The organism is Streptomyces venezuelae (assembly GCF_008642275.1).
Classification (GTDB): domain Bacteria; phylum Actinomycetota; class Actinomycetes; order Streptomycetales; family Streptomycetaceae; genus Streptomyces; species Streptomyces venezuelae_E.
The window spans coordinates 6,242,398-6,256,290 of sequence record NZ_CP029189.1 but is presented as its reverse complement, the minus strand read 5'-3'; the positions used below and the strand labels follow the sequence as shown (position 1 = coordinate 6,256,290).

The 13,893-nt window shown below is 69.5% G+C and carries 13 protein-coding genes; 10 read left to right on the top strand and 3 right to left on the bottom strand.

The genetic code is table 11. The features are described from left to right. The first annotated feature begins 163 nt into the window (after positions 1 to 163). The 10 genes from ccrA (at position 164) to DEJ51_RS27620 (ending at position 11,018) form a co-directional block, all read left to right on the top strand. A complete protein-coding gene (ccrA, locus tag DEJ51_RS27665; RefSeq protein ID WP_150260301.1) occupies positions 164 to 1,501 on the top strand; it encodes a crotonyl-CoA carboxylase/reductase in 1,338 nt (445 codons plus the stop codon). Between the two features lie 31 nt (positions 1,502 to 1,532). Continuing rightward, positions 1,533 to 3,614, top strand: coding sequence for a protein meaA (locus DEJ51_RS27660; protein WP_150260300.1), 2,082 nt, complete (start codon positions 1,533 to 1,535; stop codon positions 3,612 to 3,614). Next, positions 3,611 to 4,585 (top strand): HpcH/HpaI aldolase/citrate lyase family protein, encoded by a 975-nt coding sequence (locus DEJ51_RS27655; protein ID WP_030010164.1) that lies wholly within the window; start codon positions 3,611 to 3,613, stop codon positions 4,583 to 4,585. The genes DEJ51_RS27660 and DEJ51_RS27655 overlap by 4 nt, the downstream gene beginning before the upstream one ends. 5 nt (positions 4,586 to 4,590) lie before the next feature. Then, positions 4,591 to 5,103, top strand: coding sequence for a MaoC family dehydratase (locus tag DEJ51_RS27650; protein ID WP_030010163.1), 513 nt, complete (start codon positions 4,591 to 4,593; stop codon positions 5,101 to 5,103). A gap of 2 nt (positions 5,104 to 5,105) precedes the next feature. Next, entirely contained in the window at positions 5,106 to 6,311 is a 1,206-nt protein-coding gene (locus DEJ51_RS27645; protein WP_030027413.1) for an acyl-CoA dehydrogenase family protein, read from the top strand. Between the two features lie 186 nt (positions 6,312 to 6,497). Next, positions 6,498 to 7,154 (top strand): phosphatidylserine decarboxylase, encoded by a 657-nt coding sequence (locus tag DEJ51_RS27640; RefSeq protein WP_030010161.1) that lies wholly within the window; start codon positions 6,498 to 6,500, stop codon positions 7,152 to 7,154. Continuing rightward, a complete protein-coding gene (gene pssA / locus DEJ51_RS27635; protein WP_190620678.1) occupies positions 7,141 to 8,001 on the top strand; it encodes a CDP-diacylglycerol--serine O-phosphatidyltransferase in 861 nt (286 codons plus the stop codon). Before DEJ51_RS27640 ends, pssA begins: the two co-directional genes overlap by 14 nt. 554 nt (positions 8,002 to 8,555) lie before the next feature. Further along, complete coding sequence (locus DEJ51_RS27630; RefSeq protein ID WP_150260298.1) at positions 8,556 to 10,040, top strand: AlkA N-terminal domain-containing protein; 1,485 nt, start codon at positions 8,556 to 8,558, stop codon at positions 10,038 to 10,040. 12 nt (positions 10,041 to 10,052) lie between these two features. After that, positions 10,053 to 10,559, top strand: coding sequence for a methylated-DNA--[protein]-cysteine S-methyltransferase (locus DEJ51_RS27625; RefSeq protein ID WP_150260297.1), 507 nt, complete (start codon positions 10,053 to 10,055; stop codon positions 10,557 to 10,559). Between the two features lie 72 nt (positions 10,560 to 10,631). Further along, positions 10,632 to 11,018: an SHOCT domain-containing protein gene (locus DEJ51_RS27620; protein ID WP_150260296.1), complete on the top strand. Its 387-nt coding sequence runs from the start codon at positions 10,632 to 10,634 to the stop codon at positions 11,016 to 11,018. 9 nt (positions 11,019 to 11,027) lie between these two features. On the opposite strand, the gene DEJ51_RS27615 is transcribed toward DEJ51_RS27620, so the two are convergent. From DEJ51_RS27615 to DEJ51_RS27605, 3 genes are read right to left on the bottom strand one after another with little or no spacing between them, the layout of a single operon-like run. Beyond that, a complete protein-coding gene (locus tag DEJ51_RS27615; protein ID WP_150260295.1) occupies positions 11,028 to 11,456 on the bottom strand; it encodes a hypothetical protein in 429 nt (142 codons plus the stop codon). A gap of 50 nt (positions 11,457 to 11,506) precedes the next feature. Continuing rightward, positions 11,507 to 12,007 carry an NUDIX domain-containing protein gene (locus DEJ51_RS27610; protein ID WP_150260294.1) on the bottom strand — a complete coding sequence of 167 codons (501 nt, stop codon included), beginning with the start codon at positions 12,005 to 12,007 and terminating at the stop codon, positions 11,507 to 11,509. A 50-nt stretch (positions 12,008 to 12,057) separates the two neighbouring features. Next, entirely contained in the window at positions 12,058 to 13,779 is a 1,722-nt protein-coding gene (locus DEJ51_RS27605; RefSeq protein ID WP_150260293.1) for a BCCT family transporter, read from the bottom strand. Positions 13,780 to 13,893 lie beyond the last annotated feature (114 nt).

Below are 13,893 nucleotides of genomic sequence, written 5' to 3'. Positions count from 1 at the left end.
GGCATGGAACGCGCCCCGGATCGCCTGCGTCACCAGGCACCGCACGCCTCACCACGGGCGTCGCCCAGCACCACCGCACCAGCCGGACCGACGGCACACCGCACCCGCACCACGCACCCGCTCACCTCAGCGCACCCTCATCAGCGCTAGCCGGAGGCTCACCGTGAAGGACATCCTGGACGCGATTCAGTCGCAGTCCGCCACCGCCGCAGACTTCGCGGCCCTGCCGCTGCCCGAGTCCTACCGCGCGATCACCGTGCACAAGGACGAGGCGGAGATGTTCGCCGGGCTCACCACCCGCGACAAGGACCCCCGCAAGTCCCTGCACCTGGACAACGTCCCGCTGCCCGAGCTGGGCCCGGGCGAGGCCCTGGTCGCGGTCATGGCCTCGTCGGTCAACTACAACTCGGTGTGGACCTCGATCTTCGAGCCCGTCTCCACCTTCAGCTTCCTGGAGCGCTACGGGCGCCTGTCGGAGCTGACCAAGCGCCACGACCTGCCCTACCACATCATCGGCTCCGACCTCGCGGGCGTCGTCCTGCGCACCGGCCCCGGTGTCAACGCCTGGAACCCGGGCGACGAGGTCGTCGCACACTGCCTCTCGGTCGAGCTGGAGTCCTCCGACGGCCACAACGACACGATGCTCGACCCCGAGCAGCGCATCTGGGGCTTCGAGACCAACTTCGGCGGCCTCGCCGAGATCGCGCTCGTCAAGTCCAACCAGCTGATGCCCAAGCCCGACCACCTCAGCTGGGAGGAGGCCGCCTCCCCCGGCCTGGTCAACTCCACGGCCTACCGTCAGCTGGTCTCCCAGAACGGCGCCGGCATGAAGCAGGGCGACAACGTCCTGATCTGGGGCGCCAGCGGCGGCCTCGGCTCCTACGCCACCCAGTTCGCGCTGGCCGGCGGCGCCAACCCGATCTGTGTCGTCTCCTCCCCGGAGAAGGCCGACATCTGCCGGGCCATGGGCGCCACCGCGGTCATCGACCGCAACGCCGAGGGCTACAAGTTCTGGAAGGACGAGCACACCCAGGACCCGCGCGAGTGGAAGCGCTTCGGTTCCAAGATCCGCGAGCTGACCGGCGGCGAGGACATCGACATCGTCTTCGAGCACCCGGGCCGCGAGACCTTCGGCGCCTCGGTCTACGTCACCCGCAAGGGCGGCACCATCACCACCTGCGCCTCGACCTCGGGCTACATGCACCAGTACGACAACCGCTACCTGTGGATGTCGCTGAAGCGGATCGTCGGCTCGCACTTCGCCAACTACCGCGAGGCGTGGGAGGCCAACCGCCTCATCGCCAAGGGCAAGATCCACCCCACCCTGTCGAAGGTCTACTCCCTGGAGGAGACCGGCCAGGCCGCCTACGACGTGCACCGCAACCTCCACCAGGGCAAGGTCGGCGTCCTCGCGCTCGCCCCCGAGGAGGGCCTCGGCGTCCGCAACCACGAGATGCGCGCCGAGCACCTCGACGCGATCAACCGCTTCCGTAACGTCTGAGACCGTTCAAAGGCCTAAGGGACAGCCTGAGATGACAGAGCGCCAGAAGGACCGTCCGTGGCTCATGCGGACGTACGCCGGCCACTCCACGGCCGAGGCGTCCAACGAGCTGTACCGCCGCAACCTCGCCAAGGGCCAGACCGGCCTGTCGGTCGCGTTCGACCTGCCGACGCAGACCGGCTACGACCCCGACCACATCCTCGCCCGCGGCGAGGTCGGCCGGGTCGGGGTCCCGGTCTCCCATCTGGGCGACATGCGGAGGCTGTTCCAGGACATACCCCTGGAGCAGATGAACACCTCGATGACGATCAACGCCACCGCCATGTGGCTGCTGGCGCTCTACCAGGTGGCCGCCGAGGAGCAGGGCGCGGACATCGCCCAACTCCAGGGCACCACCCAGAACGACATCGTCAAGGAATACCTCTCGCGCGGGACGCACGTCTTCCCGCCGGGGCCGTCCCTGCGGCTGACGACCGACATGATCGCGTACACGGTCAACCACATCCCGAAGTGGAACCCGATCAACATCTGCAGCTACCACCTGCAGGAGGCCGGGGCCACCCCGGTCCAGGAGATCTCCTACGCGATGTCCACGGCGATCGCCGTCCTCGACTCGGTGCGCGACTCGGGGCAGGTGCCCGAGGAGCGCTTCGGCGAGGTGGTCGCCCGCATCTCCTTCTTCGTGAACGCGGGCGTCCGCTTCATCGAGGAGATGTGCAAGATGCGCGCCTTCGGCCGCATCTGGGACCAGGTCACCAAGGAGCGCTACGGCATCGAGAACGCGAAGCAGCGCCGCTTCCGTTACGGCGTCCAGGTCAACTCCCTGGGACTGACCGAGGCGCAGCCCGAGAACAACGTCCAGCGCATCGTGCTGGAGATGCTCGCGGTCACCCTCTCCAAGGACGCCCGCGCCCGCGCGGTGCAGCTGCCGGCCTGGAACGAGGCGCTGGGCCTGCCCCGGCCCTGGGACCAGCAGTGGTCGCTGCGCATCCAGCAGGTCCTCGCCCACGAGAGCGACCTGCTGGAGTACGACGACATCTTCGCCGGATCCCACGTCATCGAGGCCAAAGTCGACTCCCTGGTCGCCGACTGCCTGGCCGAGATCGACCGGATCCAGGAGATGGGCGGCGCCATGGCCGCCGTGGAGTCCGGGTACCTCAAGGGCGAGCTGGTCTCCTCGCACGCCGAACGGCGGGCACGGATCGAGGCCGGCGAGGACAAGATCGTCGGTGTCAACTGCTTCGAGCAGACCGAGGAGAACCCGCTCACGGCCGACCTGGACGGCGCGATCATGACGGTCGACCCGGCGACGGAGGCCTTCACCGTCGAGCGGATCGGCCGCTGGCGCGCCGAGCGCCAGGAGTCCTCGGACCGGCAGGGGAACGGCGACCCGTTCGTCTTCCCCACCACCCAGCAGGCGCTGGAGCGCCTGAAGGAGGCCGCGGCGGGCACCGAGAACCTGATGGAGGCCACCCTGGAGTGCGCCCGGGCCGGTGTCACGACCGGCGAGTGGGCGGGCGCGCTGCGCGAGGTGTTCGGCGAGTTCCGCGCACCGACCGGGGTCTCCTCGGCCCCCGTCGCCGTGACCGCCGAGCCGGGCACGCCGATGCACGAGGTCCGCGAGAAGGTCGCCCGCACCGCCGACGAGCTCGGCTCGGGCCGGCTGCGCCTGCTGGTCGGCAAGCCCGGCCTGGACGGGCACTCCAACGGCGCCGAGCAGATCGCCGTCCGGGCCCGCGACGCCGGCTTCGAGGTGGTCTACCAGGGCATCAGGCTGACGCCGGAGGAGATCTCCTCCGCGGCGCTGGCCGAGGACGTGCACTGCGTGGGACTGTCCATCCTGTCCGGTTCGCACAGCGCTCTGGTCCCGGACGTCCTGGAGCGGCTGCGACAGGCGGGGGCGGGTGACATCCCCGTCATCGTCGGAGGCATCATTCCGAACGCCGACGCCGTGACGCTCAAGGCCGCCGGTGTCGCCGCGGTCTTCACGCCGAAGGACTTCGGCATCACGGAGATCATCGGCCGTATCGTCGACGAGATCCGCAAGGCCAACAAGCTCGCCCCCCTCGACACAGACAACGCACTCGTTGCAAGCACGGAGGTCCCCGCATGACCACGCCCGTCCACCCGGTGAACCGCCTTCGCCCGCGTCGCTCCTGCCTCGCGGTACCCGGCTCGAACCCGCGGTTCCTGGAGAAGGCCCAGGGCCTGCCGGCCGACCAGGTCTTCCTGGACCTGGAGGACGCCTGCGCGCCGCTCGCCAAGGAAGGCGCCCGCCACACCATCGTGGACGCGCTGAACAACGGTGACTGGACCGGCAAGACCCGCGTCGTGCGCGTCAACGACTGGACCACCCACTGGACCTACCGCGACGTCGTCACCGTCGTCGAGGGCGCCGGCCAGAACCTCGACTGCATCATGCTGCCGAAGGTCCAGGACGCCCAGCAGGTCGTGGCCCTCGACCTCCTCCTGACCCAGATCGAGAAGACCATGGGCTTCGAGGTCGGCAAGATCGGCATCGAGGCGCAGATCGAGAACGCCAAGGGCCTGGTGAACGTCGACGAGATCGCCGCCGCCTCGCCGCGGCTGGAGACCATCATCTTCGGCCCGGCCGACTTCATGGCCTCCATCAACATGAAGTCCCTGGTCGTGGGCATGCAGCCGCCCGGCTACCCGGCGGACGCCTACCACTACATCCTCATGCGGATCCTGATGGCGGCCCGCATGCACAACCTCCAGGCGATCGACGGCCCCTTCCTCCAGATCCGCGACGTGGACGCCTACCGCGAGGTGGCCGGCCGTGCGGCGGCGCTGGGCTTCGACGGCAAGTGGGTGCTGCACCCCGGCCAGGTCGACGCGGCCAACGAGGTCTTCTCCCCCTCCCAGGAGGACTACGACCACGCCGAGCTGATCCTCGACGCGTACGACTGGTGCACCTCCGAGGCCGGCGGCAAGAAGGGCTCCGCGATGCTCGGCGACGAGATGATCGACGAGGCCAGCCGTAAGATGGCCCTGGTCATCGCGGGCAAGGGCCGGGCCGCGGGCATGGAGCGCACCACCAAGTTCGAGATCCCGGAGGCCTGACCGTCATGCAGTTCGGACGCACGTACGAAGAGTTCGAGGTCGGGGCGGTCTACAAGCACTGGCCCGGAAAGACGGTCACCGAGTACGACGACCACCTCTTCTGTCTGCTGACCATGAACCACCACCCGCTCCACATGGACAGCAATTACGCCGAGAACACCACCGACTTCGGCAAGAACGTGGTCGTGGGCAACTACATCTACTCGCTGCTGCTCGGCATGTCCGTGCCGGACGTCTCCGGGAAGGCCATCGCCAACCTGGAGATCGAGTCCCTGCGGCACGTGGCGCCGACCTTCCACGGCGACACGATCTACGGCGAGACCACGGTCCTCGACAAGACCCCGTCGAAGTCGAAGAACGACCGCGGCATCGTCTACGTCGAGACCAAGGGCTACAAGCAGGACGGCACCCTCGTCTGCGTCTTCCGGCGCAAGGTGATGGTCCCGACCGAGACGTACATCAAGGAGCGCGGCGGCGAGCAGCCCGGCCGCCCCACGCTGAAGGAACAGGGGAAGTAGCCATGGCCCGACTCGCCCAGACCGCCGGGCTGACCGACGTCCAGCGGGAGATCCTCAAGACCGTCCGCGAGTTCGTCGACAAGGAGATCATCCCGGTCGCGACCGAGCTCGAACACCGCGACGAGTACCCGCAGCAGATCGTCGACGGCCTCAAGGAACTCGGCCTCTTCGGCCTGATGATCCCGGAGGAGTACGGCGGCCTGGGTGAGTCGCTCCTCACCTACGCCCTGTGCGTCGAGGAGATCGCCCGTGGCTGGATGTCCGTCTCGGGCATCATCAACACCCACTTCATCGTGGCGTACATGCTCAAGCAGCACGGCACGCAGGAGCAGAAGGACCACTTCCTCCCGCGCATGGCGCTGGGCGAGGTGCGCGGCGCGTTCTCGATGTCCGAGCCGGCGCTGGGCTCCGACGTGTCGGCCATCTCGTCCAAGGCGGTGAAGGACGGCGACGAGTACGTCCTGAACGGCCAGAAGATGTGGCTGACCAACGGTGGCAGCTCCACGCTCGTGGCCGTCCTCGTCCGGAGTGACGAAGGACACCCCGAGGGCACCGCGCCCCACAAGTCGATGACGACCTTCCTCGTCGAGAAGGAGCCCGGCTTCGGTGAGGTCCGCCCCGGCCTGACCATCCCCGGCAAGATCGACAAGATGGGCTACAAGGGTGTCGACACGACCGAGCTCATCATGGACGGACTGCGCATTCCGGCCAATCGGGTACTCGGCGGGCAGACGGGCCGAGGGTTTTACCAAATGATGGACGGGGTCGAGGTCGGCCGCGTCAACGTGGCGGCGCGTGGCTGCGGTGTCGCTCAGCGTGCTTTCGAACTGGGTGTCTCTTATGCCCAGCAACGCCACACTTTCGGCAAGGCGATCGCGGAACACCAGGCGATTCAGTTCAAGCTCGCCGAGATGGCTACCAAGGTCGAAGCCGCCCATGCGATGATGGTCAATGCAGCACGCAAAAAGGACTCCGGGGAACGAAACGACCTCGAAGCAGGGATGGCGAAGTACCTCGCCTCCGAGTACTGCAAGGAGGTCGTCGAGGACGCCTTCCGTATCCACGGTGGATACGGGTTCTCGAAGGAGTACGAGATCGAGCGTCTCTACCGGGAGGCCCCGATGCTGCTGATCGGCGAAGGTACCGCCGAGATCCAGAAAATGATCATCGGGCGACGCCTGCTCGAGGAGTACCGGCTTCAGGGCTGAAAGTCCCTTTTGCAGCGAATCATCCATGGGTTCGTTGCGAAAGGATCACTGGCAGTAACTGGCTGACCGTCATCGACTCGGCTTCTGGCTTGCCCAGTTGTTGCGCGCAACCGATAGCATTCCAGTAAAGCCGCCGTCCCGTCCCCCCGTTTACGGCGCGGCAATCACCCGCTACGAAGGTCATCCATGCCCCACAGCCAAACCTCTGCACCTCGCGACAGCCTCCTTGGCGTACGCCTCGCGCGCGGAGCATCGCCGTGGCTCCTGCCGACCGTGGCCACCGCGGCGCTCAGCCTCACCCGGGCCCGCAAGTCCGGACGCTGGGCCGCGGCGGCCGTGCCCGCCACCGCGCTCGCCGCGGGCATGCTGTGGTTCTTCCGCGACCCCGAGCGAGAGATCGCTCAGGGCCGTGTCATCTCGCCCGCCGACGGTGTGGTGCAGAGCATCATGCCGTGGAAGGACGGACGGACCCGGGTCGCGATCTTCATGAGCCCGCTGAACGTCCACGTCAACCGCGCGCCCCTCGCGGGCACGGTGACGTCCGTGGAGCACATCCCCGGCGGATTCGTCCCGGCGTTCAACAAGGAGAGCGAGAACAACGAGCGCGTCGTCTGGCACTTCGACACCGAACTCGGTGACATCGAGATGGTGCAGATCGCCGGCGCCGTCGCCCGTCGCATCGTCCCGTACCTGCCGGCCGGAACCAAGGTGGAGCAGGGCGAACGCATCGGTCTGATCCGCTTCGGCTCCCGCGTCGACATCTACCTCCCCGAGGGCGTCGAGGTCGCGGTCGAGGTCGGTCAGGCCACCACCGCGGGGGTGACACGAATTGACCGTGACTGACCCTGAGACTCCGGCCGCCGGCTGGGTTCCCGAACCTGCCGAGGAGGAGTCCGCCGAGGACGACATGCCGCTCTCGCTGCGGCTGTCGATAGCGGACACCCTCACGCTCGGTAACGCGACGTGCGGATTCATGGCGGTGTACTTCACCACCACCGGAATCCTCATCCCGCACCTCACCGGCAGTGGCGAATCGGGCATGGCCCGCAACAGCGCCGCGACGGCAGTGATACTGATGCTGCTCGCCGCGGTCTTCGACCTGTTCGACGGCATCGTGGCCCGCAAGCTGCGCAGCTCGCCGATGGGCGCCGAGCTGGACAACCTGTCCGACCTGATCAGCTTCGGCCTCGCGCCGGCCTACTTCGTGCTCGTCTACGGCATGGTCGCCGTCGACGCGCACCAGAAGATGTCGGCGCTGGCCGCGATCGTCGTGCTGCTCGCCGTGGTGCTCAGACTCGCGAGATTCAGCTGCGTGACGATGAAGGACGGCATGTTCCAGGGCATGCCGAGCCCCTTCGGCGCGCTGACGGTCGTCTCGATCGTGCTGCTGGAGCTGCCGTTCGTCCCGACGCTGCTGGCGATCATCGGGGTGGCCTGGCTGATGGTGAGCCGGGTCGAGTACCCCAAGCCGCGGGGTGTTCTCGCCGTGGCGATGCTCTGCTGGATCATCAGCGCGATGGGACTGCTGGCGGCCTGGGCGTTCGACGCCCCGGGTGGCCAGCTGCTGCTGCAGACCGGCTGCGCCCTGCAGATCGCGATGGCGGCGACCATTCCGCTCTTCGCGACGACCCGGAGGGCCAACACCTTCCGGCACAACCGCCGCGAAGCCCGAGCGGGGTCGCTGCGCTAGCTGTACCTGTGAGAAGGCCCCGGATGCCCTTGGCATCCGGGGCCTTCTGCCGATTCCTGGGCGGGGCGGTTCCCTGGGCGGGGCCGGTCCGCGGAGCACGGTGACGCCGGGGGCGGGGGTGTCGGGGCCGGGGTCGGCGGCGGGGTGGGGAGTGTCCGGGGTAGGCATGATTTATGGCCCCTGAGCCGGGTCGCCCAGGAATTCGGGAGCGAGGGCCAACAAATCACGTTTTACACCCCGGACACTCCCCACCCCGCCGCCGACCCCTCCCGCCCTCGTTCCCGACCCCGGGTCCGACAGGAGCCCGTACCCGACGCGGGACGGGGTCGGGGCCGGTGGTGGGGCGGGGGTCGTCCGGGGTGTAAAACGTGATTTGTTGGCCCTCACTCCCGGAGCACTTTCCGGCTCCCCGAGGGGCCATAAATCATGCCTACCCCGGACGGCCCCCGCCCCACCGCCGGACCCGGCCCCGCCCCCACCCCCGCCGCTGCCCGGCTAGGCTTGATGTCGGAAAACCGCCAGCCGGCGGTCCCGCGACACCGGATCCTAGAGCCATGCACACCGACACCGAGCGCTGCGTAAGGGCCGTGCAGTCGAAGGACGCCCGCTTCGACGGCTGGTTCTTCACCGCCGTCCTGACCACCCGGATCTACTGCCGCCCCAGCTGCCCCGCCGTGCCGCCGAAGGTCGAGAACATGACCTTCCTGCCCAGCGCCGCCGCCTGCCAGCAGGCCGGGTTCCGGGCGTGCAAGCGGTGCCGGCCCGACACGAGTCCCGGTTCGCCCGAGTGGAACGCCCGGGCCGACGCCGTCGCGCGCGCGATGCGGCTGATCCAGGACGGCGTCGTCGACCGGGAGGGGGTGCCGGGTCTGGCCACCCGGCTGGGGTACTCCACCCGCCAGGTCGAGCGGCAGCTGAACGCCGAGCTCGGGGCCGGTCCCCTGGCCCTGGCACGGGCCCAGCGCGCCCAGACCGCCCGGCTGCTCATCGAGACCTCCGAGCTCCCGATGGGCGACGTGGCCTTCGCCGCCGGGTTCTCTTCCATCCGGACCTTCAACGACACGGTCCGCGAGGTCTTCGCCCTGGCCCCGCGCGAGCTCCGGGATCGGGCCGTCAAGGCCGGCCGCAGCAGGAACGCCCCGCCCCGGATCCCGGGGACGATCAGTCTGCGGCTGCCGTTCCGGGCCCCGCTCAACCCCGACAACCTCTTCGGGCACCTCGCCGCGACCGCCGTCCCCGGGGTCGAGGAGTGGCGCGACGGCGCCTACCGCCGCACCCTGCGCCTGCCGTACGGCACCGGGGTCGTCGCGCTGACCCCGCAGCCCGACCACATCGGCTGCCGGCTCGCCCTGACCGACCTGCGCGACCTCACCATCGCGATCAGCCGCTGCCGCTGGATGCTCGACCTGGACGCCGACCCCGAGGCGGTCGACGAGCAGCTGCGCTCCGATCCGCTCCTGGCCCCGCTCGTGGACAAGGCTCCCGGGCGCCGGGTACCCCGTACGGTCGACGCGCCGGAGTTCGCGGTACGGGCGGTGCTGGGCCAGCAGGTCTCCACCGCGGCGGCGCGCACGCACGCGGCCCGGCTGGTCGGTGCGCACGGGGAGCCGGTCGAGGACCCGCTGGGCGGGCTGACCCACCTCTTCCCCTCCCCGCAGGCGCTCGCCGGGCTGGACCCGGAGGCGCTGGCCCTGCCGCGCAGCCGGCGCGCCACGCTGACCACCCTGGTTTCGGCGCTGGCCGACGGCTCGCTGGCCCTCGGCCTCGACAGTGACTGGGAGGCGGCGCGGGCGCAGCTCTCGGCGCTGCCCGGCTTCGGCCCGTGGACCACCGAGGTGATCGCGATGCGGGCGCTCGGCGACCCGGACGCGTTCCTGCCGTCGGATCTGGGGATCCGGCGGGCGGCGCAGGGGCTGGGACTGCCGTCCACTCCCTCGGCGCTGACCGCGCGGGCGGCCGCATGGCGGCCCTGGCGCGCGTACGCCGTCCAGTACCTGTGGGCCACCGACACCCACCCCGTCAACCACCTGCCCGTCTGAGGAGCACCAGAGATGCGATCCACCATGAGCACCAAGACGCACACCGTCGTCGACAGCCCTTACGGCCCGCTGACCCTGGTCGCCACGGACGGGGTCCTCAGCGGTCTCTACATGACCGGGCAGCGCCACCGCCCGGCCGAGGAGTCCTTCGGGGAGCGGGTGGCCGCGGCCGAGGAGCCGTTCCCCGAGGTGGCGCGCCAGCTGACCGCCTACTTCGCGGGCGAGCTCACGGAGTTCGACCTGCCGCTGCGCCTGGAAGGCACGGAGTTCCAGCGCAGCGTCTGGGACCAGCTCGTGCGCATCCCGTACGGCCAGACGTGGTCGTACGGGGAGCTCGCGACGCGGCTGGGCAAGCCGAACGCCTCGCGCGCGGTGGGCCTGGCGAACGGGAAGAACCCGGTCGGCATCATCGTGCCCTGCCACCGGGTGATCGGCGCGTCGGGCGGGATGACCGGCTACGGCGGCGGGCTGGACCGCAAGGTGCGGCTGCTGGCTTTCGAGTCCGGGGAACGGGTCTGAGTTCTGTCCTGAAATGCGGAGTTTTTGCAGCGGTTGTATGAATGGAATACCGCTACATGATCGGAGTCCGGCATGGACGACTATCCGCTTCTCAACATCTTCTGGACGATGCTGTACCTGTTCCTGTGGATCATGTGGTTCTTCCTGCTCTTCAAGATCATCACGGACATCTTCCGTGACCACAGCCTGGGCGGCTGGGGGAAGACGGGCTGGCTGATCTTCGTGATCATCCTGCCCTTCCTGGGCGTGTTCGTCTATCTCATCGCCAGGGGCAAGGGCATGGGCGAACGGGACATCAAGCAGGTGCAGGAGAACGAGGCCGCCTTCCGGTCCTACGTCCAGAAGACGGCGGCCTCCGGCGGCAGCGCGGACGAGCTGCACAAGCTCTCCGCCCTCAAGGACAAGGGCGACATCACGCAGGAGGAGTTCGACCGCGCCAAGGCCAAGATCCTGGCCTGACCGGGCCCGTCAGACGACGAGGAGCGGGACGAGCAGTGCGAAGGCGGCTCCGGCCTCCACGGCGTAGCCGTACAGCGAGGGGTGCTGGACGGGGGCGGCGAGCAGGACCACGCTCTGCTGGGCGGCGGCGGCCGCCACCCAGTCGGGGTCGGCGCCGAGGTTGCCCTGGTACCAGCCCTCGCAGGAGCCGGGTCCGGAGACGGCGAGGAGGTCGTCCTCGCGGCGGTAGAAGGCCTGCCAGCCGGCGGCCGGGACGGACCAGCTCTCGAAATCGGTGAACTGCGCCCAGCCGCCCTCGCGTATCGCGGTGTCGAAGAGCCAGACCGGGGTCCCTTCCGGAGTGACTTCACCACCGGCCTGCTGGTCGGTGGTGAAGTGCACCATGGGGAGGGCGTCGGGCCCGTCGGCGGTGCTGGGCCAGGCGTACATCGTGATCATCTGCTGATTCTGTCCTGGTCGAGGTAAGTCCGGTGTTACGGCGCGCCCCGTCACGAGGCGGCCGGGCGCCGGCCGTTCTCCAGCTCCGCGGTGCCCTCGCCCGACTGCGCGATCCGGTAGGCCTCCTGGACGCGCAGGGCGAGCGATTCGGGCAGGTGGGCGGCGAGTTCGGCGGGCTCGACGAGCCGCCAGGAGATCAGCTCCTCCTCCTGCAGCCTGACGGCGGCGAGCTGGGCCCCGTCGAGTACCCCGCCGTCGTAGACGTAGGCGACCAGCGGCGGGCGGCCGGGGCCCAGCACCCAGTCGACGACGAGAAGACGGCCGAGGGGGAGGTCGAGGCCGATCTCCTCGGCGCTCTCGCGCCGGGCCGCGGTGCGCGGCGACTCGTCCTGGTCCGACTCGATGGTTCCGCCCGGCAGGGCCCAGCCCTCGCGGTAGTTGGGCTCGACGAGCAGGACCCTGCCCTCGGCGTCCCGGTAGAGGGCGGCCGCGCCGGCCAGCACCCGGGGCAGGCTCGCGATGTAGGTGGCGTAGTCATCTGCGGTGGTCACGCGGCAACCCTATCGAGGCGTCCGGGCCCGGGGTGCGGGGCCCCGAGGCGTCATGTCTGTGGGGACCCCGGGGCTTCGCCGTCCCCGTACTCGCGGCTCCCTGGCCCGGCCACGGGCAGCGGGCGGCGGTCCGCCCGCTGCTCGGTGATGGCGTCGCCGACCATGGCCCGGACCGCGTCCCGCATCCCGTGCAGGGGGTGGTGGCGCGCGGGTCCGGCCCCGGGGTCCGCCCGGAGTTCCTTCACCAGGGCCCAGCAGAGCAGCATCATGACGACGACGAAGGGCAGCGCGACCAGGATGGTGGCGGTCTGCAGGGACTTCAGACCGCCCGCGACGAGCAGCACGGCGGCGACGGCGGCCATGAGCACGCCCCAGGTGACGACGAGCCAGGTGGGCGGGTTGAGGGAGCCGCGGCTGGTCAGCGAGCCCATCACCAGGGAGGCCGAGTCGGCGCTGGTGACGAAGTAGGTCATGACCAGCACCATGGCGACCCACGAGGTGACCGCGGAGAGCGGCAGGGCGTCCAGCATCGCGAAGAGCGAGGCCTCCGTACCGTCCTTGATCTTGAGGGCGAAGTCGACGGCGCCGGTGGAGTCCAGGCGGATCGCGGTACCGCCCATGACGCAGAACCAGATCGCGGTGGCCCCGCTGGGGACGAGCAGCACGCCGACGAGGAACTCGCGGATGGTGCGGCCGCGCGAGATGCGGGCGATGAAGGTGCCGACGAAAGGAGCCCAGGAGAGCCACCAGGCCCAGTAGAAGATCGTCCACGCGCCGAGCCACTTGGAGTCGGTGAAGGCGCCGGTGCGGCTGGCCATGGGCACCAGCTCGCTCAGGTACCCGCCGACGCTGGAGGGGATCACGTCGAGGATGTAGACGGTGGGGCCGAGCACGAAGACGAAGAGCATCAGCGTCGCGGCGAGCACGAGGTTGATGGTGCTGAGCCACTTCACGCCCTTGTGCAGGCCGGAGAAGGCGGAGAGGACGAAGGCGGCCGACAGGGAGGCGATGATGACCAGCTGGACGGTGACGGAGTCGTCGATGCCGGTCGTGAGACCGAGCCCCTTGGAGACCTGGAGCGCCCCGAGGCCGAGGCTGGTGGCGGTGCCGAAGACGGTGGCGAACACGGCCAGCAGGTCGATGGCCTTGCCGGGCGCGCCGTCGGCCCGCTCCCGGCCGATGAGGGGGACGAAGGCGGAACTGAGCCGGTTGCCCCGCCCCTTGCGGAAGGTCGCGTAGGCCAGGGCGAGACCGGCGATGCCGTAGATCGCCCAGGGGGTGAGCGTCCAGTGGAAGAAGGAGTACTCCATCGCCGCGAGGGCGGCGGCGCCGGTGGCGGGGGCCGCCCCGGAGGCCGGGGGCGGGGCCAGGTAGTGGGTGAGCGGCTCCCCCACCCCGTAGAACATCAGGCCGATGCCCATGCCGGCGCTGAACATCATCGCGATCCACGCGAGGTTGGTGAACTCGGGCTCGGAGTCGTCGGCGCCGAGGCGGATCCGGCCGAACCGGCTGATCGCGAGGACGACGCACATGACCAGGAAGACGTCGGCGGCGATCACGAACAGCCAGGCGAAGTTGCCGAGCACCCAGGAGAGAGCGGTTCCGGAGGCCGTGTCGAAGGAGTCGCCGGCCAGGGCCGCCCAGGCGACGACGGCCAGCACGGCGATCACCCCGATGAGGACGACGGCACGGTCGGGCACGCCGTCCGCGGGCCCGCCGGATCCCCCTGGTGGGGTGTCCGGACGTGGCTGTTCCAGTGATTCCGCGCTCATGCGGCCACACTATGCAGGCGTATATCCCTATTTAGGGGCATGGCGCGCCGGGTGTGGCCCAGGCCACTCATGGGCATAGGAGGATCCTCCGGATAAGCTCATGGCGGCGCGACT